General features: G+C 38.4%; 20 protein-coding genes. All 20 read right to left on the bottom strand.

Annotated elements, in window-relative coordinates; all coding sequences use genetic code 11:
- Window positions 1-6: 6 nt before the first annotated feature.
- The 20 genes from NFS43_RS09805 to NFS43_RS09710 all read right to left on the bottom strand — a co-directional run bounded on the left by NFS43_RS09805 (window position 7) and on the right by NFS43_RS09710 (window position 25,871).
- Entirely contained in the window at window positions 7-1,173 is a 1,167-nt protein-coding gene (locus tag NFS43_RS09805; protein WP_251551479.1) for an acyltransferase, read from the bottom strand.
- Between the two features lie 265 nt (window positions 1,174-1,438).
- Window positions 1,439-2,380, bottom strand: a complete 942-nt coding sequence (locus tag NFS43_RS09800; protein ID WP_251551478.1) for an alpha/beta hydrolase — start codon at window positions 2,378-2,380, stop codon at window positions 1,439-1,441.
- Between the two features lie 129 nt (window positions 2,381-2,509).
- Window positions 2,510-3,487, bottom strand: coding sequence for an AraC family transcriptional regulator (locus NFS43_RS09795; RefSeq protein WP_251551477.1), 978 nt, complete (start codon window positions 3,485-3,487; stop codon window positions 2,510-2,512).
- A 106-nt stretch (window positions 3,488-3,593) separates the two neighbouring features.
- Entirely contained in the window at window positions 3,594-4,745 is a 1,152-nt protein-coding gene (locus tag NFS43_RS09790; RefSeq protein WP_251551489.1) for an iron-containing alcohol dehydrogenase, read from the bottom strand.
- Between the two features lie 90 nt (window positions 4,746-4,835).
- On the bottom strand, window positions 4,836-5,672 hold the full coding sequence (gene rhaD, locus NFS43_RS09785) for a rhamnulose-1-phosphate aldolase (protein WP_251551476.1): 837 nt from the start codon (window positions 5,670-5,672) through the stop codon (window positions 4,836-4,838).
- A gap of 238 nt (window positions 5,673-5,910) precedes the next feature.
- Window positions 5,911-7,215, bottom strand: coding sequence for an MFS transporter (locus NFS43_RS09780; protein ID WP_251551475.1), 1,305 nt, complete (start codon window positions 7,213-7,215; stop codon window positions 5,911-5,913).
- A 306-nt stretch (window positions 7,216-7,521) separates the two neighbouring features.
- Window positions 7,522-9,171, bottom strand: a complete 1,650-nt coding sequence (locus NFS43_RS09775) for a response regulator transcription factor (protein ID WP_251551474.1) — start codon at window positions 9,169-9,171, stop codon at window positions 7,522-7,524.
- Window positions 9,164-10,999, bottom strand: coding sequence for a cache domain-containing sensor histidine kinase (locus NFS43_RS09770; protein WP_251551473.1), 1,836 nt, complete (start codon window positions 10,997-10,999; stop codon window positions 9,164-9,166). The genes NFS43_RS09775 and NFS43_RS09770 overlap by 8 nt, the downstream gene beginning before the upstream one ends.
- On the bottom strand, window positions 10,989-12,059 hold the full coding sequence (locus NFS43_RS09765; protein ID WP_251551472.1) for an autoinducer 2 ABC transporter substrate-binding protein: 1,071 nt from the start codon (window positions 12,057-12,059) through the stop codon (window positions 10,989-10,991). Before NFS43_RS09765 ends, NFS43_RS09770 begins: the two co-directional genes overlap by 11 nt.
- Before the next feature lie 90 nt (window positions 12,060-12,149).
- Complete coding sequence (locus tag NFS43_RS09760) at window positions 12,150-12,920, bottom strand: DeoR/GlpR family DNA-binding transcription regulator (RefSeq protein WP_251551471.1); 771 nt, start codon at window positions 12,918-12,920, stop codon at window positions 12,150-12,152.
- A 176-nt stretch (window positions 12,921-13,096) separates the two neighbouring features.
- The gene (rhaA, locus tag NFS43_RS09755) at window positions 13,097-14,350 is read right to left on the bottom strand and encodes an L-rhamnose isomerase (RefSeq protein WP_251551470.1); all 1,254 of its coding nucleotides are present in this window, start codon (window positions 14,348-14,350) and stop codon (window positions 13,097-13,099) included.
- A gap of 21 nt (window positions 14,351-14,371) precedes the next feature.
- Window positions 14,372-15,790, bottom strand: a complete 1,419-nt coding sequence (gene rhaB, locus NFS43_RS09750) for a rhamnulokinase (protein ID WP_251551469.1) — start codon at window positions 15,788-15,790, stop codon at window positions 14,372-14,374.
- A 162-nt stretch (window positions 15,791-15,952) separates the two neighbouring features.
- Window positions 15,953-16,363, bottom strand: coding sequence for a substrate-binding domain-containing protein (locus NFS43_RS09745; protein WP_251551468.1), 411 nt, complete (start codon window positions 16,361-16,363; stop codon window positions 15,953-15,955).
- Window positions 16,364-16,456: 93 nt separating this feature from the next.
- Window positions 16,457-17,257: a polysaccharide deacetylase family protein gene (locus tag NFS43_RS09740; protein WP_251551467.1), complete on the bottom strand. Its 801-nt coding sequence runs from the start codon at window positions 17,255-17,257 to the stop codon at window positions 16,457-16,459.
- A 50-nt stretch (window positions 17,258-17,307) separates the two neighbouring features.
- The gene (locus tag NFS43_RS09735) at window positions 17,308-19,797 is read right to left on the bottom strand and encodes a glycosylhydrolase-like jelly roll fold domain-containing protein (protein WP_251551466.1); all 2,490 of its coding nucleotides are present in this window, start codon (window positions 19,795-19,797) and stop codon (window positions 17,308-17,310) included.
- An 11-nt stretch (window positions 19,798-19,808) separates the two neighbouring features.
- Window positions 19,809-20,441, bottom strand: coding sequence for a YesL family protein (locus NFS43_RS09730; protein ID WP_251551465.1), 633 nt, complete (start codon window positions 20,439-20,441; stop codon window positions 19,809-19,811).
- Window positions 20,442-20,504: 63 nt separating this feature from the next.
- Window positions 20,505-21,197: a DUF1961 family protein gene (locus NFS43_RS09725; protein ID WP_251551488.1), complete on the bottom strand. Its 693-nt coding sequence runs from the start codon at window positions 21,195-21,197 to the stop codon at window positions 20,505-20,507.
- A 160-nt stretch (window positions 21,198-21,357) separates the two neighbouring features.
- A complete protein-coding gene (locus tag NFS43_RS09720) occupies window positions 21,358-23,703 on the bottom strand; it encodes a helix-turn-helix domain-containing protein (protein WP_251551464.1) in 2,346 nt (781 codons plus the stop codon).
- A 259-nt stretch (window positions 23,704-23,962) separates the two neighbouring features.
- Window positions 23,963-24,847 carry a carbohydrate ABC transporter permease gene (locus tag NFS43_RS09715; RefSeq protein WP_251551487.1) on the bottom strand — a complete coding sequence of 295 codons (885 nt, stop codon included), beginning with the start codon at window positions 24,845-24,847 and terminating at the stop codon, window positions 23,963-23,965.
- 31 nt (window positions 24,848-24,878) lie between these two features.
- Entirely contained in the window at window positions 24,879-25,871 is a 993-nt protein-coding gene (locus NFS43_RS09710; protein ID WP_251551463.1) for an ABC transporter permease, read from the bottom strand.
- Window positions 25,872-25,881 lie beyond the last annotated feature (10 nt).

Genomic DNA, 25,881 nt, shown 5'->3' with positions numbered 1-25,881 from the left:
AAATAATCACAAGTTACCACGTGCTGGTACCGTATTTCCTGCCTTTGTTAGTGTTGATTTTTTTCCCACCACATAAGAAATAAGCGGCAGCTTATTCAGCCAGTACGACAGAAACATGGACGTACTATAGACAAATAAAATGGAAGCTGGCAGGACCAGCACATACATCCACTTGATGCCATCAAACAATGGAATCACCTGTTTGATGATAAACAAGGGAAACGGCTGGACAAGAAACATTCCAAACGACGTTTTGGAAGCGAGCATGATATAACGGCTAAAAGGCTCCCACTTTTGCTCTGTTCGATGCTTCGCCCATTTTCTTCCACACATCAATAAGGCCGCAATGACCAATAAACTATAGGGTAGAAATAAAGGCTGATGCGGTTCTTGTGCTTTATTTTCCGATAAAAACAGGAAAAATCGATTATAAAAGTAGTAGAACCACATGAGCACAACACCCGAACACAAACTAATCAAAATCGCTTTAACATGGTTTTCAAGGAAATGGCTAATTTTTTCGTAATGGCATGCCACCATTCCTCCCGCAATAAACCAGCATTGATAGGTCAAAACAAATACGCCATAATGAGAAAGCAAATAGGGCCATCCAGAACGGTCAATGTGCGGAATCGCAAATTTGTAAAAAGCCATCATAACTAATTGGAAGATGACACTGCCAATAAAAATTTGCAGATGCCACTTTTCATATTTCCGCATCCCATAAAGCAGAAACGGGAAAACAAGATAAAATTGAAAACTAATTAAAACGAAATAAATGTAAAATTCATCTCCCTGGAGGAGAGATATGCCCAACTCTTTTAGAAAAGCTAGCAATGACCCATTAAAATCGAGAGAATACGTGCTGCGGAATAAAATATAGATGATATTCCAAAACAGGTAGGGGATCGCGATTAAAGAGAGTCTTTTCTTCCAAAATGATAAAATATGAAATTCTTTGCGATAATAAGTGATAAACAATACCAATCCTGTAATAAACATAAATGCCAGTCTTGTGACATGCATGGACGAATGGACAGCAGACATGGCCATGGAAGGAACTGTCCCATCTTCCAGTTTATTTGTAAATATGGTCATGGTATGTACTGATAGCACTCCAAGCATGATAAAAGTCCGCATGAAATCAATTTCGTAAAGATGAAGCTTTTTCAACTAAGAAAATACCTCCTTCTCCTCTTTTTTAGTTCCTTTAGTTTAGCTGTTAAACCTTAAGTAATTATTAAGATTCTCATTAGAAATACGTTTGATTTTATTGGTAATTTAAAATCATAAGAACTTTCGCTTCCAAAAGAATGGAAAACCATTTTGGGCTCCCTTCTATTGAAACGAAAAAGTATGAACAAATTATTACCAAACTTTTAACAAATTGGACATTCCTTCTAAAAAACACCTCAAAACAAAAAAAGATGACAATATGTCACCTTTTCTTTAAGTGGAGATCAAAATATTCTTGGACGATATTGAGAATAGCGGGCTCTGAAAATCCGCCATGCCCCGCCCCTTTAATTCTGTACATGGTTACTTCTACGTTCGCTTTTTTTAAAGCCTGATATAATAGGACACTTTGGTTATATGGTACCCTCTTATCCTTGTCTCCATGCATAATTAAAAAAGGCGGATCGTCAGGAGTTATATAAGTAATGGGATTGGCGAGTTTCACCTGATCCGGATGTTCCTGAACCGGCCCCCCAATCAGTATCGATTCAGGTGAATCCGCAGCATCAAAATCTACCTCCGAAGGAAACTTACTCATTTGCGAAAAATCAGTGGGGCCATACCAATCCACAACTGCTTGAACCCTGCTTTCAGTGCTTTGATTGTACGAATTTCCTTCTAATTGCTTTATACCGCCGCTCGTCCCCAATAACGCAGCAAGATGCCCGCCTGAAGAACTGCCCCAAACCCCAACTTTATCTGGATTGATATGATACTTGCCAGCGTTTGCTTTCAGATAACGAACAGCCGCTTTGATATCATGAAGCTGGGCAGGAAATTTAGCTGCATGGCTTGTCCGATGCTCCACACTGGCCACGACATAGCCTCTCTTGGCAAATTGGACTAATGACGGAATAAAGCTAAAAGACTTTTGAGGATGGTTTTTCCCCCATCCTCCTCCCTTAATATAGATAATTAAAGGAAGCTGCTTATCGGAATGCTTTGGGACAAGGAGATGCAGTTTTAATGCAATCCCATCTATTTTGGTGTATACGATGTTAGGCAATAGTTCTATATTATTTGCTCGTGATTTTTGCAGCCTAATGGTTTTTATGTCTGTTTGACTTCCATTTGCATACGCATTTTCCCAACTGAAACTGGATAATAGGAAAATGGCCGCTATTGCTGATAATATGTATTTCATTGAACCAATCCTAGTCTTATTTGATTTAAGCCGCATAACTATTATTTACTAGGCTTTGTCCTTTATTCCATAGAATAACAATAAGATTAATAATTGATTTTTCTGAACTTAACAAAGAGAGAAAGCAGATTAATGGTCTCCTCTCCCCATGACGTGATCTCGAAATTTTTTTGGAGTCTGACCGTACTTCTCTTTAAAAATTCGATAAAAATAACTGATATTATCATACCCGACCATCTCCACTATTTCGGAAATCGGCAGATGGGTCCCTTCCAATAAATCCTTTGCCTTTTCCAGCCGTTTTTCCTGAAGAAGCTCTTTAAATGTAAAGGAAGTGGCCTTTTTTATGATTTTACTTAGGCCATAATGCGGCTGATTTAATTGTTCCGCTAACTCATACAGCGAGGCATCTTTAAAATGCTCGTCAATATATTTAAGGGATTCCACAATCAAATAATGATGGACCGATGCTTCTTCCTTTCTCTCGACTTTATCAGAGTTTTTGATTAGTTCAATCATTAGAAGACCCATATAGAGCTTAATGGTAGACTCGGAAAACGTAGATGGATACATGATTTCATATATCATTTTTCCTATAAAGCTTTGTATTGACTCCACTTCAGCTACTTTAAAATATAAATACTGGCCGTTTTGCGTATTATTGTATAAACTGTTCAGCAAAAAATCACTCACCACATTTTCAGAGCTTAAAAAGGAAAAAATAAACTCAAAAAATGCCGGTCGAATGATTAAGTTGATAACGATGTCTTCTTTTCCCGAAGCTTTAATTTCATGCTCAATATGCTGATTTAATAGAAGAAGCTCGCCTTTTTTTAAAATGATCGGTCTGCCGCCGACTGTTTGCCGCAATTCCCCATTAAACACGTAATTGGCCTCAATATAATCATGTTTATGCAAGGGAAAATCAACAAATCTAGTATGCTTCCGTACCATGATCGTTTTATCCTTACTGAGGAATTTTTCACTTTCAATAATAAAATTCTTCTTGCTTGTATATAACTCTCTACTAACATCCGCCCTTTGTTCAAGGATCGCTTTCTCTTCCTCTGTTATCTCCAATAGTTCAGATAAAATGTCCGGCTTCAACTATCTCACCTATTTCTCTCAGTCACTCTAAAAGAAATCATACCATATTCTTTCATTAACAAATATAAAAAGGCATATTCCGATTGTTGGAATATGCCCTGAGGTATTATACTATTTCTTTAAACATTTCTTTGACTTCTTCTTTTGTTGGCTGGAATGGGTTTCCTGGTGCACATGCGTCGTTTAATGCATTTACGGCTAATTTTTCCAGATCTACCTCATTAACCCCAAGTTCAGCTAGTTTGCTAGGAATGCCAACTTCTTTTGATAGAGCTTTAATGGCTTCAATTGCTGCATCTGCACATTGTTCATCTGTTTTTCCTGTCACGTCAAGGCCGGCAGCTTTGGCAATGGCACGGAATTTGCGGGGATCACGTTTGGCATTTTCTCTTTCAACAATTGGCAGCAGCATCGCATTACATACACCATGCGGCAGGTCATACACGCCGCCAAGCTGGTGGGCCATCGCATGGACAAAACCAAGACCAGCATTATTAAAGGCAATTCCACCTAAGAACATGACATATGACATTTGTTCACGTGCTTCAATATCGTGGCCATTCTTCACGGCACGCGGGAGATAATTAAAGATAATTTCAACAGCTGCAAGGGCTGTCGCATCGGTAACACCGTATGCACCGGGAGTGACAATAGCTTCAATAGCATGGGTCAATGCATCCATTCCCGTTGCAGCAGTTAAGGCTGCTGGTTTGTCGACCATTAATTCAGGATCGTTAACAGAGATAGTAACTAGACTATTTTTATCGACCATAACCATTTTTACTTCCCGCTCTGTATCAGTAATCACATAGTTGATCGTAAATTCACTGGATGTCCCCGCTGTTGTGTTTACTGCCACAATTGGAATCGATTTATTTTGGGTTTTGTTCACACCCTCATAATCACGGATGTCCCCGCCATTTGTTACGTAAAGACCCACCGCCTTCGCTGTATCCTGTGGTGAACCCCCGCCAACGGAAACTAGGAAATCACAGCCACTAGATTTGAAGACATCTACACCTGCATATACATTTTCAATGGTTGGGTTTGGTTTTACTTCGTCATATACAACATATTCAAGATTAATAGAATCAAGTTGTTCAAGAACCTTCCCGGCAATTCCTGATTTGCTTAAAAATTTATCGGTTACTACCATTGCTTTTTTGAATCCAAGATCTTTTACTAATGGAGCCAGTTCATTCAAACAGCCTCTTCCAAACAAATTGGTACTTGGTACATAGTAAACACTCACAATAATTCCTCCTCAAAGTTTGTTCAGTTATTCACAAATGTATTTATAAAAGTAAGGAACTGAAACCGCCCCTTAATTTTGTAAAACAATAAGACATTAGATATTTAGGATCCCTGGTCGAGGCACCACTTTAAAGGCCTCTGCCAGTGCTTGAAGCTGTTCATCCGAAATCGTTTGTTTTTTACCTCCTTGAGCACAAACAATCGTATAAACCTCTGCAGCCTTTTCTGCTGTTTCGATCAGCCCAAAAGTCTCATCCATTGTATTGCCAGCACCGAAGATACCATGATGCGGCCATAGAACAAGACGAACATGCTCCATTTTTTCCGCTGTAGCTTCCCCAATTTCGTTTGTTCCGGGCACGATCCAAGGGATGATGCCAACGCCCTCTGGAAATACAACCAGACATTCTGTACACATTTCCCAAAGCGTTTTTGTAAATTCTTCTTCCTTCAAAATATGTGTAAAGGACATTGCAATTAAATTAGTGGCATGACAATGCATAATTACACGATGGTTTTTATCAACAGATAGACGGGTCATATGGTTCATTAAGTGGGTAGGAAGTTCACTCGTAGCGACTCCGCCATTTTCAAAGCCCCAAAGAATTTCGTAGCTTCTTCCATCCTCAGAAATTCGAATGACCCCCAAGTTAGATGCTGGATCCTGTTTTACATTTTTAAAATATTTGCCTGAACCAGTAACAATGAAATATTTCCCTGCTAAGGCTGAAGCATCAAAATTCATCGGGATCGTTCTGATCACTTTGGTAACATCCAAATACGGAATGACTTCATATTGATTTAACAAATAGCTGATATTTCCGCCATTGCGTTCATCCCAGCCATGACGATATAAGTTAGTAGTTGTTTCAATCATTTCCTGCAGAAATGGTGCTGTTTCGATGGAATTTCGGGTTAATATCATTGCCATGTTTTTTCGCTCCCTCTATATAAAGGTCTTTGTTCTCTATTCAAACACCTTTGGTATCTTCTTCATATAAAAAGCATACATCTAAAACACACGCAAATCAACATAAACAAAGAATATTTTTTTGTTTATGTTGATTTAATTAACATTTTTGTCACATTTCCTTTATTTTAACTATTAAACAAAAAACAAAAATTAAAACCTAGGATCGAAACCCCAGGTTAATGAATATTTCATTGAATTAAACCACATTCTCTTTTACATCAGCTGCTGTGCCAAACCGTTCTCTTTCAATCTGTTTTAGTGTTTTCCCATTAGTGTTAGGAGCAAGCAATAGGCCGACTACACAATGGATGGCTAAGAATACAAGCATAACAATCCCAGCTACTTTAAAGCTTAATTTATCCATTATCGTTGGGAGGATGAATGACCAAATGGCTATCCCGAATCGAACTAAGAAATACATAATTCCTTGTGCACCTGCACGATACTTCGTTGGGAAAAGTTCACTTGCCCACAGACCATAGAATGCCTGGGCGCCAAAGCCTGCAGCACTGCCCCATAGGATAACGAAAGCAAACAGTGAAAACCAGTTCATTCCAGTGAAGGTCAAGATGATCCATGCAGCGATTCCCATAACCGCACCTAAGCCAAACAAGAATTTTCTGCTATACTTATCGCCTAATTTCATGAATACAAAATAAGTGGTTGCAACAGTTAAACTCCAAAGCAGAACTTGAAGCAGATTTGCTTGAGTACCAGTTAAACCGCCAACATTTTGATAAATGTATGGCATAAAATACCCCATGGCTCCTGCAGTTAAGTTCCAGAATAAATATATACCGATTAGCAGGAACAATGCTTCCCGATTCGGTTTCAGGCTAAATAATTCCTTCAGCACACCTTTACTCTTTATGTTGCTGCTTTGTTTTGCTTCTTTTTCTTTTCCTTCTTTCCAAATCGCTGATTCAGACAAGCCTTGACGGATATACCATGTAATGAAGGCAATAACTAATAAATGGATAAAGATAAGACGACTGCCTAATAATCCAAGTGGTGCAAGCAAGACGGCGAGTAAAAACGTAAGCGCAGGACCAGTTGACCATGCCAGCTGAGCGGTTCCCACATGGGCTGCCCGTTTATCGGCTGGTGCTTCTTCCGCAATGTATGTCCAAGATGCAGGTACCCCTGCACCCACCGCCACTCCAGTGATGATGGTACCAACCAATAGCATTGGGAAGTTGACCGAAACCGCTATCAATAATACCCCAAGCATATAAAGCAGTAAATCATACGTATATATGAATTTTCGTCCATATTTGTCACATAAATAACCGCCGAACAAGGCACCGACAGCAGCACCAAAAGCATTTGCACTTAGGGCGCTTAATAAGCCTACCGCCATGCTGTCCAATTTTAAATACTCCTGCCACAATGTTAGACTGCTAGCTGCAGCGATGATCGAACCAGCTTCGATATAGTTGGCCATCGCAACAGAGATCGTTGCTTTCCAACCAGTTGTCTTCTTAGCACCAAATTTAGCCATGATATAACCTCCTAATTCGTTCGCTAATTTAGTAAACGGTTTCATTTGGATCGAAAATTTTTTCTATAAATCTTTAAGTCTAACATTCAACATAAAAACTTCCATTGTCCCGATGAACAAACATGATACTTGTTTTTTGTGTTCATTGCATTCCCTTCCCCGGATTTATTCTCTTTATAGGTAAACTATACTATTTTAAAGCGCTTACCTGAAGGTGACAGAATTCAGATAAGGGTGACAAAATTCAGAATAATGGCCGCAGACGCAAAAAAAAGAGACATGGCAAACCCATATCTTTAAAAGTCCTTATTTTTCAAATGTTGGCACCGAGTGCTGATCTCTGTATTGTGAAGGGGTTTGTCCCAGCCACTGCTTGAACAGCCGTCTAAAATATTTCGTATCGTGGTAGCCGACAGAAATGGCAATTTCTGCAATTTTTAAATCGCTATTCGTCAATAATTCCTTCGCTTTTTCCAGCCTTACAGTTGTGACATAATCCAATACGGTCTCACCTGTTTGTGCTTTAAAGTAGTCACAAAAATAATTGGGATTCATATAGACCTGCTGGGCAATCTTTTTGATCGTTATATTTTCATGGAGGTTATTTTTTATCCATTTTTTGGATTCCAGCACAGGGTTTTGCTGTTCTGCTTTCAAAACAGTTATTTTCGACATTACCTTTAATACCCATTGCTTGATACTATCTTTTAACTGGACGAAATTACCTGCATGCCTCGTCATGTTTAATGCTTCAGCTAAAAGTTCAGGTTCTTCACGATAGCCATTATTTTCAATCCAGCTGTTTACAATTCGAATCATTAAATAATGCACGGCTTCATTCATATTAACGGGTGAAGTGATAGATTCCAGCTCGCGAAAGTAACCTTGTAAGGAATTAATGAGTTCTTCCCTTTTTCCGTATACTAAAGCGTTTACGATTTGTTCGGTGGATTTTAGAATTGTAGAAGTGATACCTTGGTTTTTCTCATTACTGGAGCTTTTGATTATGCTTGCCTGAAATGTTTGGTTGCTCCCATGAATCATTCGAAACTGCATCAAGGTTTGCAATTGCTTCTTTGTATTTCCAAGAATGGAGAGGTCCATAAATATTTTGCTGATTGCAGCAGAAACCGTAAATGGTGTGTACTTTTGGATACTATATCTCAATTCTTGTGCAAATTGATTCGTCTCTTTCAAAAGCGATCCATTCAGCCCAGACAGGGATTTATCATTGAACAGCACCCAATAATCAAACTTGTTGCTGCGCCACCACCATCTTTTGCCCTTTTGATTAAATCGCGCTCCCATCACTTCTTCCAATATATTTTCTACTGCAAAAATCCAGGTGTTCCATTCTTTAGAAGAAAAATCTTTGGTTTTTGAAAATACATGATCAATGCTAAAGTGAACTAATTGGTAGGATCCTGCTGGAAATTCCCGAGTCCAGTCCAAGTAAGAGATATCTCTCTCCTCATTCCAAATCATTTCACTCAATAGTTGGACTTGTTTGGTATAGTCTAATTTTGCTGCTTTTTCTTTTATTTTTTCCCACTCATGCCTTTTTTTATATTCTGCAATGATCCTTTCTTTTATCTCATTTAACTGTACCTGAAATTGTTCCTTATCAATTGGCTTTAGAATGTAATTAGCCGCTCCGCTCTTCAGGGCAGACTGCAGGTATTCAAAATCATCGTAACCGCTTATAAAAATGGTTAGAAAGGTGGAATACTTTTTTAATTCATTATTTAGAGTTAAACCATCCATCTCCGGCATCTTGATGTCAGAGATCAACAGGTCAAATACAAGGGAGTCCTTTGTTATGGTCTCGAATGCTTCCAAGCCATCAGAGAAGGCAGCCACGATTTCCCATTCATCCCCGCATGAGCGAATTAATCGCTCAATTCCTCTGCGAATTCTTGACTCATCATCAACAATAATGGTTTTTATCTTATTCATCACTTACCATCCCCTTTCCTGCCAGAAACTGAGAGACCTCATTCTTGGTGATGATTGGAATTTGAATGGTTACCTCTGTACCTGTGCCTTCTTTACTCTTTACCTTAAGTTCATACTGATTACCAAACAGCATCGCCACGCGGGCATGGACATTCATCATTCCAAACCCTGATTCTCGTTTTCCCATTGGATCTGACCGTAATTTCAGGTTTATATCAGCCAATTGCTCTGAACTAATGCCCGGGCCATTATCACGAATAATAAAAACAATGTCCTTGGATCCCTGCTCTCTGGCAATTTCCCGAACAACAATTTCTATCTTTAATATTTTTCGCTTTTCTAATCCGTATTTTATGGAGTTCTCTATTATTGGCTGAAGAATAAACTTAGGTGAAAAATACTCATCGCTTTTTATTTCTACTTTTATTTCAAAGGTGAGCCTTTCTTCAAATCTAAACCTCTGTAATCTTAAAAAATCATTAACATGCTCCACTTCCTTGGAAATGGGGACAAGCCGGTCATTATTGGTGAGGGAATAACGGAGCATCCTTCCCAGAACGGTTACCATTTCAACTACTGCTTCGGATTCTCCCTCTTCGACTGCCATACTTATCGTCTGCAAGGTATTGTACATGAAATGAGGATTGATTTGGGACTGCAACGCATACAGTTCAGCATCTTTTTGCCTAATTTCAATCGTGTAATTTTTCTTAATTAATTCCCTGAGCTTTCTGATCATCGAATCAAAGCTATGAGCTAATACCCCCACTTCATCCTTACCATGGACGGGTATGTACACATCCAAGTTCCCCTGTTCAACCTCCTGCATGATGTTTCCTAGTCTTTTGATTGGTTTGGTAACTGTCCATGCAAGAATGATCGAGATAATCGTGGTGATTATAACCAGCCCAACAAATGCAAAAACGGTTACATTTTTTACGATATCCGTGCTTTTTGTTAAATATTTTAGAGGAATACTATGAACTAAAATCCATTTATGGGATGCAGACTGGTTAATGCTGATAAGTGACGGTCCTTTTTGATCGAATGATTGGAAGCTTCCGTTGTGAATTGGATATTCTTTTAAGTTTGGAAAAAAGGTACCTATTCTATTTGGATTAGTATGATAAATAATCTGCCCGCCTTCATCCATGACCGACAATTCTGCATTTTTTTCCTCTTCTAAATCGGATAGAACCTTTTCAATAAAGGAAAGTTTGACAGCCAAAAAAATGGTACCAAGGGACTTTCTGTTATCGAAGTCGGTAATTTGTTTCATTAAAAGCAGGAAGGGAGGATTTCCTTCAAACTTTAATGCTGTCCGGTATGGCATTAACATTTGTATTTTATCTCCAAGGGCATGTTCTTCTCCATAGGGTAAAGACAAATTTTCAAGATTAAACCCATCATATGGAACTCGTGTGCTGACAAATGCACGATTTTTTGACAGAATAAAAGCACCCAAAATATCCGGACTATTTTCCAGATACGTCTTGGTCAGAAAGCTTTCCACGACAAATTTATCTTGCTGGTATCGCGATTGATTTTTTTTGGAATCATCCCTCAATACGCCCATTACTTCATTCGAACTATAAATTAATTCCGGATAATTCTCTAATTCACTTAAATTATTTTCCAAATTATTATTTGCTTGTTTTAATAGTTTCGGAATATATTCACCCACTTGTTCTTCGATAGACTTCGTATATTCGTAATAGGCAAGGGAGCTCAGCAGTCCCATTGGAATGACTGTTATAAGAATATAAGTGATAATTAATTTTGTTGACAATCGGGTGCTGTTTCTTTTGTTGAAGACCTTAAAAATCATACTGGTCAATATTCTCCCTTGTAAAATCAATCGGCAGTCCCATGATGACAGTATCTCCCTCCACCTTGATATTCCCAATATTTTTGATATGTTGTCCGTCCTTTGGTGTTTGGCCATTCAAAAGATCTTTAGCAACACTTACAGTTAAATACCCAAGTTTTTTGGGACTCCATAATGTGACAATTTGGGCGGAATTATCTTTTAAAAAGGTTCTCATTAAATTAGGTGTCGATAAACCTGTAACCACTACTTCTCCTGATTTCCCCGCATCCTTAACTGCTTGAGCCGCTGCAGGCGGTCCAACGGAGGAACTTCCTAATATTCCCTTTAAGTTTGGATAATTTTTCAGGAGTCTTTCTGCCTCTAGATAAGACTTCTGTGGATTATCCTCCGTTTCTACAACCTCAATTAAATTCATATTGGGATAAACCTGTTTCTGCTGCACCTTTATCCATTTCAGCCACTCCGATAAATTTGCAGCATCTTGGGAGCCTGTCATGATAGCAAAGTCCCCTGTTTCTCCCATTCTCGAAGCCAAATTATCCATTAAATGACGCCCTAACTTTTCAGGATCAACCATGTTGATAAATAAATCTCTTTGTTCGGAGGTTGTATCTGAATCCCAGGTGATTACTTTAATGCCCTTTTGCTCGGCCTTTTGTAAAATAGGTCTCAACATCATTGGATCGTTTGCCGAAACGGCAATAAGGTCGACATCTTTTTGAACTAAATCTTCAATAATATTCATCTGCTGCTTCCAATCAGCAATTGGAGGACCAGCAAAAATAACGGTTACTTTTAATTTTTTGCCTGCTTCCAAAGCACCTTCTTCTACCGCATTAAAATATGGGATCCCGCTTACCTTCGGCACAATCGCAATTGTGAAATCATTTTTTGTTCCGCTTTCGCTATTTTGCGCATCCTTCTTTTCACCATTAAAGATAATTTGATATTTTTCAGTATGGTCCCAATAAGAGCAACCGCTTACAACAAATATTAGTAAAAAGCCTGCCAACAGTTTCAATGTTACCTTTATATGAACCACCTCACAAGTCAGCACAATAAAGTATTGGTAAAACGAAGAGACCGGAAAACAATCCACGGTCTCAACTATTAAGTCATATCTATTGAAAGGATATTTTTATCCAGCTCACCGTGGCTTGTCGGCGATTATTACTTTAATATTCTTTTCCTCTAACAACTTTATCGTTTGTTCATCAATATTAGAATCCGTTATCACACAGTCCACTTTTGAAATAGGTGCTATTTGTGAAAATGCACGTGTCCCAAATTTACTAGAATCTACCATGAGGATTCTCTCATCAGCGATTTCCATCATTTGTTTTTTCAGGAGCGCCTGCAGCTCATTAAAATCACTAAGTCCTTTTTCAAGGTGAACCCCCTTGCAAGAAAGAAAAACTTTATTGACATGATACATGCCAAGGGATCTTTCCGCAAGAGGTCCTACATATGATAGAGATTGTGACAGTAATGTTCCGCCAGTAGATATCACTTTGATTTGTTCCTTCTTACTAAGCTCGATCGCCGCCTTTATAGAGTTTGTTAAAACTGTTAAAGGCATATCTGGCAATTCCTTTGCTACATACCATGCGGTCGTACTTGCATCTAAAATGATTTGATCTCCAGGTTCAATGGTTCGAACGGCAGCCCTTGCAATTGAACCCTTCTGTTCCGCATTGGTAATCTCTCTTTCTAAATAAGAAATCTCCCCTTGGTCCTTTTCAATACTGACTGCTCCACCATGGCTGCGCATTAATAAATTCTCTTTTTCAAGCTTTTCCAAATCTCGTCGAATCGTTTCTTCGGTTACAGAGAAAATTTTGCTAAGTTCGGATACCCGAATACTTAATCGTTCATTAACTAATTCGACAATTTTTTTTTGTCTTTCTGCTACAAGCACAAACTCCTGCCCCTTTCTCATTTTTAGACCTATGTTGGTTTTATGTTGTTTTTCGTTTGATTATCTGTTTATTCACACTCATACTATAACACATTTTCTGAAAAACAAATATATCTTTTCAAAAAATTAAAGGCCCAAACGGTTGCACTTTCCCCGTTTGAGCCTTTACCTGGTTTTTATCTTTTTGATAAAACTTCATTTTCGTAGGCTTTTACTTCTTCTAACCAAGACTCCTTTACTGGAACCCTCATTATTTCACAATAATAGTCCCAAACTGCGCCAAATGGATAAGTCTTGAATTCTTCCATTAACGCTAACCTTTCGGTAAAATTGCCTTCTTCCTGAAGCTGTTTTAATTGCTCATTTGGAACAAGCATTGCATAAAGCAGGGCCTTGATCATGTTGCGTGTACCAATGGTCCAAGCCGCTACACGGTTTATGCTGGCATCAAAGAAATCAAGTCCAATGATGACACGGTCTAGGGCATCATTACGTACAATTTCTAAAGCGATTTCTTTTAATTCATCATCAAGGATGACAACATGGTCACTGTCCCAACGTACAGGTCTTGATACATGCAAAGCAAGTTTCTCGCTAAACAGAAGCATAGAAGATATTTTGTTAGAAACAGTTTCAGTTGGATGATAGTGACCCGTATCCAGCAAGCATAATTTATTGTTTTTCATTGCATAGTTTAAATAGAATTCATGAGAACCAACTACATAAGATTCTGATCCGATGCCAAATACTTTACTTTCAACTGCATCCAAGTTGTACTTTTCGTCTACATCCACTGCAAAAATCTTATCCAACGATTCTTTTAATCTCTTTCTTGGAGTCAGACGATCACTTGGAACATCTTTATAGCCATCTGGAATCCAGATATTAGTTAAGGCAGGAGTACCAAGTTCTTTTCCAAAATATTCGCCAATTTTCCGGCTGACAATACAGTGGTTGATCCAGAATTCGCGAATTTCTTCCTCTGGATGTGAAAGTGTAAGACCATCAGCTGCTTTTGGATGAGAGAATAAAGTTGGGTTGAAATCCAAACCAAGTCCATTTTCCTTTGCCCAATTAACCCAGTTTTCAAAATGCTTGGGCTCTAATTGGTCTCTTTCCACTACTTCGCCATTTGTTTCTGCGTAAATCGCATGCAGGTTTACACGGTGTTTACCAGGAATCAAGGATAACGCTTTTTCTAAGTCAGCTCTTAGCTGCTCAGGTGTAGAGGCTTTACCAGGATAGTTACCGGTTACATCAATGCCGCCGGACAATTCATGTTGATTCACTTCAAATCCGCCGATGTCATCGCCTTGCCAGCAATGGATAGAGACTGGAACCTTTTTTAATGTTTCAAGGACCTCATCAACGTTAATTCCCCATTTAGCATACGCTTGTTTCGCAAGTTCATAGTTTTCTTTAACAGACATAGTTCATTCTTCCTTCCTTAGTTAGCTTTTAACGGGCTGTGCCGGTAAATATTTTTTTACTTCAAAAGATTCTTTGATGATGGCGCGGGCCCGCTTAATGTCTTGAATTTCTCCCAGCGCCAGCAGTTGGGCAGCTATATTGCCGATGGCCGTTGCTTCAATAGGTCCGGCATTTACTTCTTTATTAGTCACGTCGGCGATTAACTGATTGAGCATTTCATTCTGGCAGCCGCCGCCAATGACATTAATTTTTTCAAACTGCTTTTCAAAAATTTCTTCTATTTCTTTCACTGCATCCTGATAACTTACCGCTAAGCTATCGTAAACGCACTTGGCTACCTCACCAGGCGTGTTTGGAACAGGCTGTCCGGTTTCCACACAATAATTCATGATTTCTTGCACCATGCTGTCCGGTTTCAAGAAGCGGTCATCATTTACATTGACAATGGCCTTGAAATCCTTAGCTTCTTCCGCTAACTCTACGAATCTAGCAAAAGAATATTCATCATTATAGTTTCGTTTCACTTCCTGAATCATCCAAAGGCCCATGATGTTTTTCAAGAAACGGAATTGGTAATCGATTCCGCCTTCATTGGTAAAGTTATAATCCAATGCTTTAGTAACACAGATTGGGAAATAGTTTTCCGTTCCAATCAGCGACCATGTTCCGGAACTGATGTATATCGTTCCATCCTGTTCCGGAACGGCGATAACAGCCGAACCAGTGTCGTGAGTTGCCGGAAGAATGACTTCCATATCAAAACCGAGCTCTGAAACCAATTCTTCTTTGAGTGTTCCAAGGACTGTTTTAGGTACATTGATTTCCTGGAACATGTCCTTATTGATACCAAGGACATCCAACAGCTGATGGTCCCATTTCTTTGTAAACGCATTCACAAGCTGCGTCGAAGTGGCATTCGTATATTCATTGGCCTTCTTGCCTGTCAACAAGTAGTTTAAATAATCCGGTATCATTAAAAATGTTTTTGCTTTTTCGAGAATTTCAGGGTGATTTTTTTTAATCGAATAAAGCTGATAGATGGTATTAAATTTTTGGAACTGGATTCCAGTTTCCAGATAAAGTCTTTCCTTAGAAATAATCTGGAAGACCTCTTCCATCATTCCATCAGTCCGGGGATCACGGTAAGAAACCGCTTCCGTAATTGGCTGATCGTTTTCATCCAACAGCACAAAATCTACAGCCCATGTATCAATCCCAATACTGTCTGGTTTAATGCCCACCTCGGCACATTTCTTTAATCCATTTTTAATTTCCTGGAACAGTTTATCAACTTCCCAGCAAAAGTGGTCACCTTTTTTGACAATCTTGTTTTCAAAACGATGAATTTCATCTAATTTTAATGAGCCATTTTCCAGCCAGCCTAAAATGAGTCTTCCGCTGGAAGCACCAATATCAACGGCAATACTGTACTTTGTCATGAACATCACCTTTCGGTCGTAAACGCTTACTTACACTACTATCATACTAAAAATATAAGTTATTCCTATAACTTAATTGGTCTAATTTATTGTCCTTATTTGCAAACTTAAAAAGCCTGCAGAAATTGTTTTCAAATTTCTGCAGGCTTTGGGGGAATAATTTTAGTAAACGTCTTTCCACTCTGCAATGTTGCTAGAATCAAATTTAAATGGGTCTCCTAGCATGATTTGTGTGCCATCACCATCTGCAACCACTTCTTTTTCACCAAGATCACCTGCTGTAAATTTATCACCGACTTTACCCGTGATTTTACCACTTACAAGTGCTTCTGCAGCATAACCAGAAAGATATCCGACGTCAATTGGATTCCACAAATACATCCAGTCACAGACACCGCTTTCAATATACTCAGCCATTTCGCTTGGCAAACCAAGTCCCGTTAGCTTTACTTTGCCTTTTAAGCCTTTATCTGTCAGCACTTTTCCTGCCGCGGCAATGCCGACAGTTGTCGGGGCAATAATTCCTTTAAGGTCGAATAGAACCTCTTTGGGACTTTGTTTTATTAATTTCATTCATTCCTAAGCCAACTGTTATCGAAATATCCTTGAATATCGCCGCCGACTACCCAAAAACAATACTTATTTTTATTAAAAATAATAGTCAAATTAAACTAAAACAATTTGCTTCCCAGCTTCTACTTCGACAATAATCCCGTCTACACTTAACCAAACTGAAATTGCAGTCGGGTTGTAAACAAAAGTACTGTCTGCCGAAAATTTTAGGTTTTGGAACGCCTTCATATAGTCCACAATTTCGATGTTAGCCGCATACCAAATATCATTTCTATTGCCTATAAACTCACAAAAACTTTCGATCAAATCCCAGTTTTCATCATCGTCAAACTCATAGCTATGACCCCAGACATACATCATATATAAGTATTGTTTTTTATGAAGCTGGACAAATTCCTCTGCCAGCTTCATTAAATCTCGTTTATGATGGCAGGTTGGATTCCACTCGAGAAAATCATCCGGCATGGAAAAATTTCCTGTACTATGGACGGTTCTCGCATACTCAATACCTAAATATGGAAGCATTTCTTTAATTAATTGATTATAAGAGCCATTAGGGTAGGATAATCCCCTTACCGTATATCCAGCTATTTCCTCCAACCGTTTTCGGTCTTCGATGACTTCCTCAATGATTTGTTCCTTTGGAGATCTAGCTATAGTTGGGTGCGTCACAGTATGGGTTGAGATTTCATGCCCTTTATATAGTGACTCAATCTCCTCATGGGGAATTCGGCCGTCTGTCCCTAATAAACCAGAATTAATATGAAACGTTCCTTTGATTCGATTTTTATTAAAGATTTCTACTAATCTTCTGTCGGCATCCCTGCCATCGTCATAACTCATGGTTACTACTTTATGTTTTCCTTCAGGAAAAGCCATCATAATTTTTGGCATACAATCCCTCACATTCTATTTAACTCAATTGGAATTTAATTCACATTGACCTATGTATAAAGTTTCAAAGTCACTGGGCCAATCAAGCCAGATTTTACAGATTCTTTGGCGTACTCATTTGCCTTACTATTGGTAACGGTTACCTTAATACTCAACTGATCTGCATCCATATACGGGGTGATGTCAAAAAGATAGGGACTCCACATTTTTACTCCTGCATTTTTCCCGTTGACGTTTAATTCCGCCAACTCACAAACCTCACCTAAATCCAATTCGGCCTTTTTATATTCATTTATCGAATCAACAGTCACATTAGACTCATAAATTGATTCTCCGGAAAAATATTTCATCTCTTCAAGCTCTGTTAAAGAAACCAAAGTTTCGAGTGGTTCTCCGTGCCAGAAAGGATTGGTTAAAATCCAGTTGTCGACCTGTACGGTGATTATTGGTTTTGATTCATTATGCCCCTTTGCAAAAGCTGGCGCTCCCTCTGAATTCACACAAATAATGGCTGACTCTCTGCGCTGCAGTGAAATAGGGAACCTTGTATAGATATCATCCGCTGCCTTAATCTGAATTTCTTCTATACGGGAGTTCCAGGCATCCCAGGTTTCGATAGCGCCATGGCCATTAATAGCCAATTCACCTTCTATCGCATGCTCGTCTTCATTCACTAAAACATAAAAATCAAAGCCTTCTTTGACGATATGCGTAACCCGCAGCCCGGGATTATTCGGTGCTAAATAAACATCTCTGAAAAGAACACGATCGATCGCGCCAATCACGCTGTTATAATTATAGATTTGGATGACCCTACCCGATAACGAGAGATTTTTCTTTTCTGGATTATAAGCAATCACTGCACCCCCCGTTTCTAGGAACAGATTGAGCTTATTGACAAGGTCATTTGACGCCAGTTGTTCAAGATTCTCAAGAATGAGTACTCGATAACTTTGGTTTTTTATTTTCGCTTTACCTTCTTCAATCACACAATCATGAAGAAAAAGTTCCTCTTCCAAATAATTAAATTCAATCTGATGGGTATATAAAGGCTCAGCAATTTTCCACGGAATATGATCCTCTTCGCATAAAACAGCAATTTCTGTTACGTTTGAACATTCACTCAACAGCCAGGACATACGTCTTTCATAATCCGCAATTTTCTTATAATATTTCCACCATGCGTTATGTGGACCATTGTCAGGTGCCCGTTCATTTAATCGTTCACCATCAATAGAATAGTAGAATGCATGAGGATAAAGTTTATTTACTCCCCGAACGAACAGCCAGTCGACAAACCATTTCATATCATCTACGGAAAATTGCCATTGATGCCCATTTGGTCCGCAGCAGCCAAAAACCTCATTAGCATTACGCGGCAATCCGCGATGCCGAGCTGCATCCGAAGAACATTTTCCTAAAGTACTGTCCCGTCCTATGATTCCTTTATTGTCTTCGGGGCCAACCCATCTCCACACCAAATCCTGGCCTGGCAGCTGAAAATATTTTAGAAATCCGATATCGTCACTTGTTTCCGGATGCCCGGTCAATTGAATGCCATGTCTCTCACACCATTCAGAAATAGGACGGTAATACGTTTCTTGAAGCCGTTTGTTAACGGCCTTTTTAAAATTTCTTCTCTTGATGTTTGTGTCAACCCCGACGTCAAACCATAGCGATAACAAATCAGTGCTTTCATTCCCATGTTCCTGATAATAATCCAAAAAGCCGATCGTCCAAGGCTTAATTTTTTCGGTGTCAACACAGCGCCCAACCACACTTGGTTCATCTGTGAAAAGTGCTTCTATCGTATTTCCGAAGTATTCCTTCAAGTGTTCGTAATAGACATCATGCGTGACACGGATAAACTTTTGCATGGCGTCAGGATTTAATAAATCCCCCGCCGGCGGTGCTCCAGGCTCACCATCATCTTCTCCGAAATGAATTCCCCGCACAGTTCCCTTGGAAAAAGTAGAAATAAGGAACACCATGGACCAGTCACCCGGTTCTGTTGGTTCAAAGGAAACCCTATTGTTCTCGACCTCCAATGGAATAATCGCTAGGGGATCAATCTTCGATTTTCCGATAAACTTTACTGCAACGGCGAGAACGATCTCCTCGGAATCTGCCAACTCTTCTTCCATTTGTGTAAAGCCGCTTGCAGAATGCAATGCCATTCTCAAGCCCCTTGCCGCATACTCTGGATTATTTTCAACTACCTTGCCATGTGCCGACCCAGATGGATACATCCCTTCATCATAGATAATCACCTTCATACCTAACTTTGTGGATTCCTCCATGATAAATTGCATGATATCCATAAACTTTGGCCCTAGATATTCGATATCCTCTGGTATGCCAATACGAGGATGGGCAACCACACCAAGAACCCCTTTGGATTTGAAATCGCTCAATTGCTTTGAAATCTCTTCTTTATTAAGATCCCCATTTAAAAACCAAAAGGGAAAAACCGAATACTCTGCAGATGGATTTTGAAAGTGATTTTTTAATTGTTGTATCTGACTCATTTGTCTTTGCATATCCCTTCTCCTTATTTCGAGACAGTCCCTTGTTGGATTCTTTCAACCTTAGAAAAAGCAAAAAATGCTGACCACATCAGAATCACTGCTAATACACTGCCACAAAATAAAGGGATTAATCCTGGAACTGTGGTCATTAAAAGGTAGATAGCCACAGCGCCAATAGCCATCAAAGCTGTGGATAGCGGATTAAATAGCATGATGTAAAATGCTGTTTTTAATACCTGATGAACTTTAAGATCATAATGAACAAACGTCGGAAATACATAACACACTGTCAAGACGTAGCCCAAACAAATAAGTAAGACAGGATAGTAGATTAAATTGAGATACCCGCCAGTGTTTTGAAGCAAATGAATGTCAACATATAGGAAATAGCCAAGGATCACGAGAATAAGACCGAGAAGATTACTTTTAATAAACTCCTTCTTATAAGACCCCCAAAAGGTTTTAAAAACAGGAACATCAAACTCCCCCATCAACATTTTCCTTACGATGACAAACATTGCAATTGTAGCAGGAAAAACTCCAAACACCACTAATCCAGCGATCGAAAAGGCAAGCCATAGAACATTAATAAAGGCTAATTTCAAAACCCATTCACAAAGTTTATATAGCGCCCCTGTCAGCCCATTCATTTGCATAGGAAGTACCTCCTGTAAACGTATTAAAATAGTAAAAGGAATATCTCAAAAATCTCCATATGGTCAACGTTTGATAGCTTGATATACATTTAAATTAGAATAAGCTACCTTCATTGGCGCCATTTGACGAAAGCCGATTTTTCCTCCTTCGTAAATTGGTCCATACATAGTACCATCATCTTCCCATTCGAGTACCGGTAAATAATTAATTGAAAACTGTACGATCCCCTCATATTTTACTAATCTCATATAATAAGGAGAAATCGCATCCTCTACAGGCGGCAGAGGATCGGCAGCCATTGCGGCTAAGTGGAAGCCAAAGCTTTTCCGCAAATTACACGTACGAAAAGCTCTTTCATCTGCATGCTTATGCCTAAAATAAGACAGGTGCAAGCAATTAATAGATCCCGAATGGTATTCTGGATACTGACCATGCCTTGCCGGCAAAACTGGATCAAAAAGGTCTTCCCCGCTTCGTCCTGTCGCCGCGAAAAAGATCATACAAAGTCCAGGTTCCCTTATTGGACTAAACTCCCACTCAATCATTATTCGATCTGGAAAACTGACAGGACACCAATATACCCAATGAGAATTGTCCCCATAAACTTCAGGGCCCAATTCGTTTTCTAAATGTAATCGGTTACCTTCAAAGCTAACCTTAGCTTTTCCTTCCAAAATCCAATCCTGTATTTCATGTTTACTGGTCAGGGGATTTGCATAAAGGCATTTACCCTTTTCAAACTGGCTGACTATCATAACAAAATCCCACCTATCATAAAGGATTCTTATGCTTTCCACTTGACTATAAAATGATATTTCTTTTCCGGCAACCATACTTTTTTGTAATAGTGAATTTAATCCGCTATGTTATCTTAAAAACTTAGTTTCTTAAAAAAAAAATGATAATTAATATAAATTAACCATCATTTTCTAAATTTAATTTATTGGCGTCTTGATTGAGCTTCCGATATTGGCTTGGTGGAATACCGACTTGTTTTTTGAAAATCCTGTTGAAATAACTATGTCTGTATCCTACACTCTCAGCGATCTCATTTATTTTTAAATCAGAATTGATTAATAAGTCTTTTGCTTTATCAATTCTTAATTGTGTTAAATAATCAATAAAATTAATTCCAATTATCTGTTTAAATGCTTTACTAAGTGTATATGGATTTGTACCAGCATCATCGGCACAACTTTCTAAAGATATATCTTCCATATACCTTTCCTGTATTGTGACAACCACCTTTTCCACCATACATTTTAATTCCATATTCATGCGGCATTCAAGCTTCTCTATGTAAGGGCCGATTACATCCTTTGAAAACCAATTAACAATCCTTTCCTGATCACGGATTTTAGAAAGTTCATCAATCATATTTTTACCGTTATAAAGTTCAAGTGGATGTATGCCTGAATGCAATATTTCATGCTGGATACTGCTAAATAGTTGGGTTACTGCCTGCTGCAAGTATATCTCGCTGATTCCTTTACTGATAAACTCCTGAATAAATTTATAAATCAAACCTGCAATCTCTTCAACTTGTCCCATTCGAATGGCCTGAATAATTTCTTTTTCAATGGCAAAAGGAAATTGGAAATCAATATTTCCCGAATGCTGATACTTTCGCAAATCTATCATTTGATTGCTATTTTCATAGATTCGGAATCGGACGCCTGTTTTTACATCTTCAAATATATAAGGAATTTTCTTTACACGGTCGGTCTTCTCGCTAATTGTAATAGTTACATGCATTTGAATGACCTGGTTTACAGTTTCTGTTACCTCCGCAGCAAAACGATTTAAATCTTCTTCAATTGAGTAATCAGCAGGATAGATAACTAACAAACCAACAGAAAAATCAGAAAATTTTATAGTGTTAAATTGAGGGAACATCTTTTGAGCTAATTCTTCCATAATATTAGCCGTCATATAGGTAACTACACCATTATCATTAGGAGAGTAGCTTCTTTTTTCTCCAAAAAAGCCCGTGAGTTGCAGTTCAATAGCAATAAAATATTGATTTTCTACGTTCCAGCCATATGTCTCCATTCTTTGACGCAAGTCTTCTTCATGATAATGATGCAAATCACCTTGAACTAGTTGATAGATGAAGTTGCCTTTTAGCTCTGTCAATTGCTCGGAAAGCCGATGCTGGAGCAGGTTACTTTTTTGTGATAACTCCTTCCATTGCTGCTCGATAATGGAAAAGGCATCCTTCTCTATTCTTTTCCAATTATCTGTTTCATCTCCCACAAAATTCCGCAGCAGATTTCGGATTGGCGCATATATTCTCAGTGAAGTCAGCCATGACAAAATAATAGCTAGAAGCAGGGCTGAACCGCTGATAATCATGATTAATCTTGAAATAAAAACGATAGGTTCTGTAATGGAAGACATGGGCGAAGCAGAAACATATGTCCACTTTGATTTAATTCTTGTAAAATGACCAAATGAAATTAAATAGTTTATGTTTTTATATTCAAATTGAAACGAGCCGCTCTCTTTCTTTTGTTTTTCCAATTCCTTTTTTACAACATTAATAAAGCTAGTTTCACCTGTACTGTTAGAAGAAAGCAACAGATCATTTTTTTCATTCAGAAGAAAAGTTGCTCCATGATCATAGGGGGTTAATGTTTTTAAGAGATCAATTGCTTTATGACGGTCAATGGTAACAATGATAGCCCCAAATGGCACCTTATTAATAATTGGAATATTACTGACAAAAGCTAAAGTCGGGGTTTTCTGTCCTTTAACGGACGAAATTTCCTCCCAATGCAATTTTGTTCCACTTGATAGCATATTATGATAAACTTGATTCTGTTTTTCATCCAACACGTTGTATTCCTTGTTAAATAAAATGGGATTATTAATATCCAAATATAATTCTGCATTACTTATCAAATTATGGCTGCCTTCTAATAAAACCAAAGTTCTGGTAATATCATATGTTTCCGTAAACTGCCTTACAAAATCTATATTTTTTAAAGCATCTCCAAACCGAGGCTCAAATGCCCAATGGGATGTATATTCCTCTATGTATTTAAATTGTTCATCGATATTTTTTGCCCTTTGAACAGTTTGATTTGCGTTGGATGCTTTAAGTTCATCTTCCACTTTGCCAACAGCAAACCAATAGATTCCTAAACCTATTAAAAGTCCAGGAATACTGGTAATAATTAAAATGAGAATAAAACTATTCCTATGGTAACTTCCTTTCCATAGATAGTTTATTTTAGCAATCAAGTTTGTATAACCCATTTAAAACACTCCGTCATATAGGCATTATTTATATGGTTAATAATTCTATTATGTCACAACCACAATTAAATAGAAAGCGCTTTAACGAGTAATCTTTATGACTTTCCAAATAAAAACATATAATTACAGGATTTTTTACCCCTAATAACGTACGAACAAAGATAATTTTTGACAAAAAACAATTAAATAAAGACTAGTTTTTAATGGCCGCTTTCGCTCCATTATAAACTAGTCTTTATTTCGCCATTAATTGAATCTTTTATCCTTTGACAGATCCCAAAAGCATACCTTGGGCAAAGTGTTTTTGCAGGAACGGGTAAACAATTAATATTGGCAGGGTAGCCACAACCACAACCGCCAATTTTAAAGATTGTTCAGGCGGTGCCACATATGCTCCCGCCTGGGAGGCAGCATCTGTCAGATTGCCTTGTGATAGAATAATAATCTGCTGAAGCAGCACTTGTACTGGCCATTTGGTGCTGTCACTAATATACAATAAGGCATGGAAGAAATCATTCCAAATCCCAACCGCATAAAATAGCGTAAAAGTTGCAAGGACAGGAGTTGATAATGGTAAAAGAATCCTCCAAAATATCCCGATTTCTGTGCAACCATCTATCTTAGCTGCTTCCTCTAATTCATTTGGAATCCCTTGAAAGAATGTTTTAACAATAATTAAATTAAACGGATTGATAGCTCCAGGCAGTATCAAGGACCAATAGGAATCTAACAATCCTAGTGATTTAACAACAATGTAAGTCGGAATCATACCGCCGCTGAACAGCATGGAAAAAATAACCAAATTCATAAAGAGGTTTCGTCCCATTAAATTTTTTCTTGATAACGGATAGGCCATTGTAAAGGTAAAAAACAAACAAACCACAGTTCCTACTAAAGTGACACCTATTGAAACAAGTATACTACGTGAAAATGTCGCAGTAGAAAAAATATATTTATAGGCATTGAGCGTAAATGTTTCTGGCCAGATAAAAAAGCTTCTCCTTGTCAGTTCTGCCTCCGTAGCGAATGACCCTGCAATGATATAAAGAAATGGCAGAATCATTAGAAGCCCAATGATTCCTAAAATAATAACGTTAAATCCATCAAATACGCGCCCTGGACGTGTATTATGCATTTTTGGCATTGACATTTGCCACACCTCCTCGATCACACTATTAAAAGATACCTTCTTCTCCAAATTTCTTAGCTAATTTATTTGAACCTAAAACTAGGATAATACCAATGATAGATTTAAATAAACCGACCGCAGTACTGTAGCTGTACGCCCCTTGGGTAATCCCGACAAAATATACATACGTGTCAAAAACATCAGCAACTCCGCGGTTTAATGAATTACTCATCAAATAGATTTGTTGAAAACCAGTATCGAGAAAACGACCTAGCTGCAAAATAAGCATGACAATAATGGTGCTTCTAATCGCAGGCAAGGTGACATGCCATAACCGTCTAAATCTGCCGGCACCGTCCACAATAGCTGCTTCATATTGCTCTTTATCAACGGCTGTCAGCGCAGCTAAAAAGATTACGGTTCCCCAGCCAGTCTCTTTCCAAATAATTTGAAGCATAATCAATGGCCGGAACCATTCCGGAGCAGAGAGAAAATCCATCTTCCTGCCATAAATTTGCTCGACGATCTCATTCACGACTCCGCCGCTGGTTGTAAAAAAGACATACGTAATACTTGCAATGATGACCCAGGACATAAAATGCGGTACATATATAAATGTTTGCATAACCCTCTTGTACGAATTACTTCTAAGTTCATTAAGCAATAGCGACAAGATAATCGGAGCCGGAAAGAAGAATACCAAGTTTAATACAGCGAAAATGGCCGTGTTTTTCAATAATCTAAAGAAATCCGGGTTTTTAAAGAAGTTGGTAAAGTTATCAAAGCCGACCCATTCACTGCCAAACACTCCCTTAAATGGTGAATAGTCCTGAAAGGCAATAACTACTCCCCACATTGGCAGATATTTAAAAATGATAAAATATGCCAGCCCAGGGAGCAGCAGGACATAAAGCCATTTATCCCTTATTATGCGCTGAAACGGAGAAATGTTTGACTTTGTTTTTTGAGCTGCTTCTATTCCAGGATTATTTAGTCCGCTTATTTCTGTTTCCACAGCTGATGCATCAGACCTTTCCATTGTTCCACTC

It is taken from the genome of Neobacillus muris (assembly GCF_943193175.1).
Lineage (GTDB): Bacteria > Bacillota > Bacilli > Bacillales > Cytobacillaceae > Neobacillus > Neobacillus muris.
This window is presented reverse-complemented; position numbering and strand designations above follow the sequence as displayed.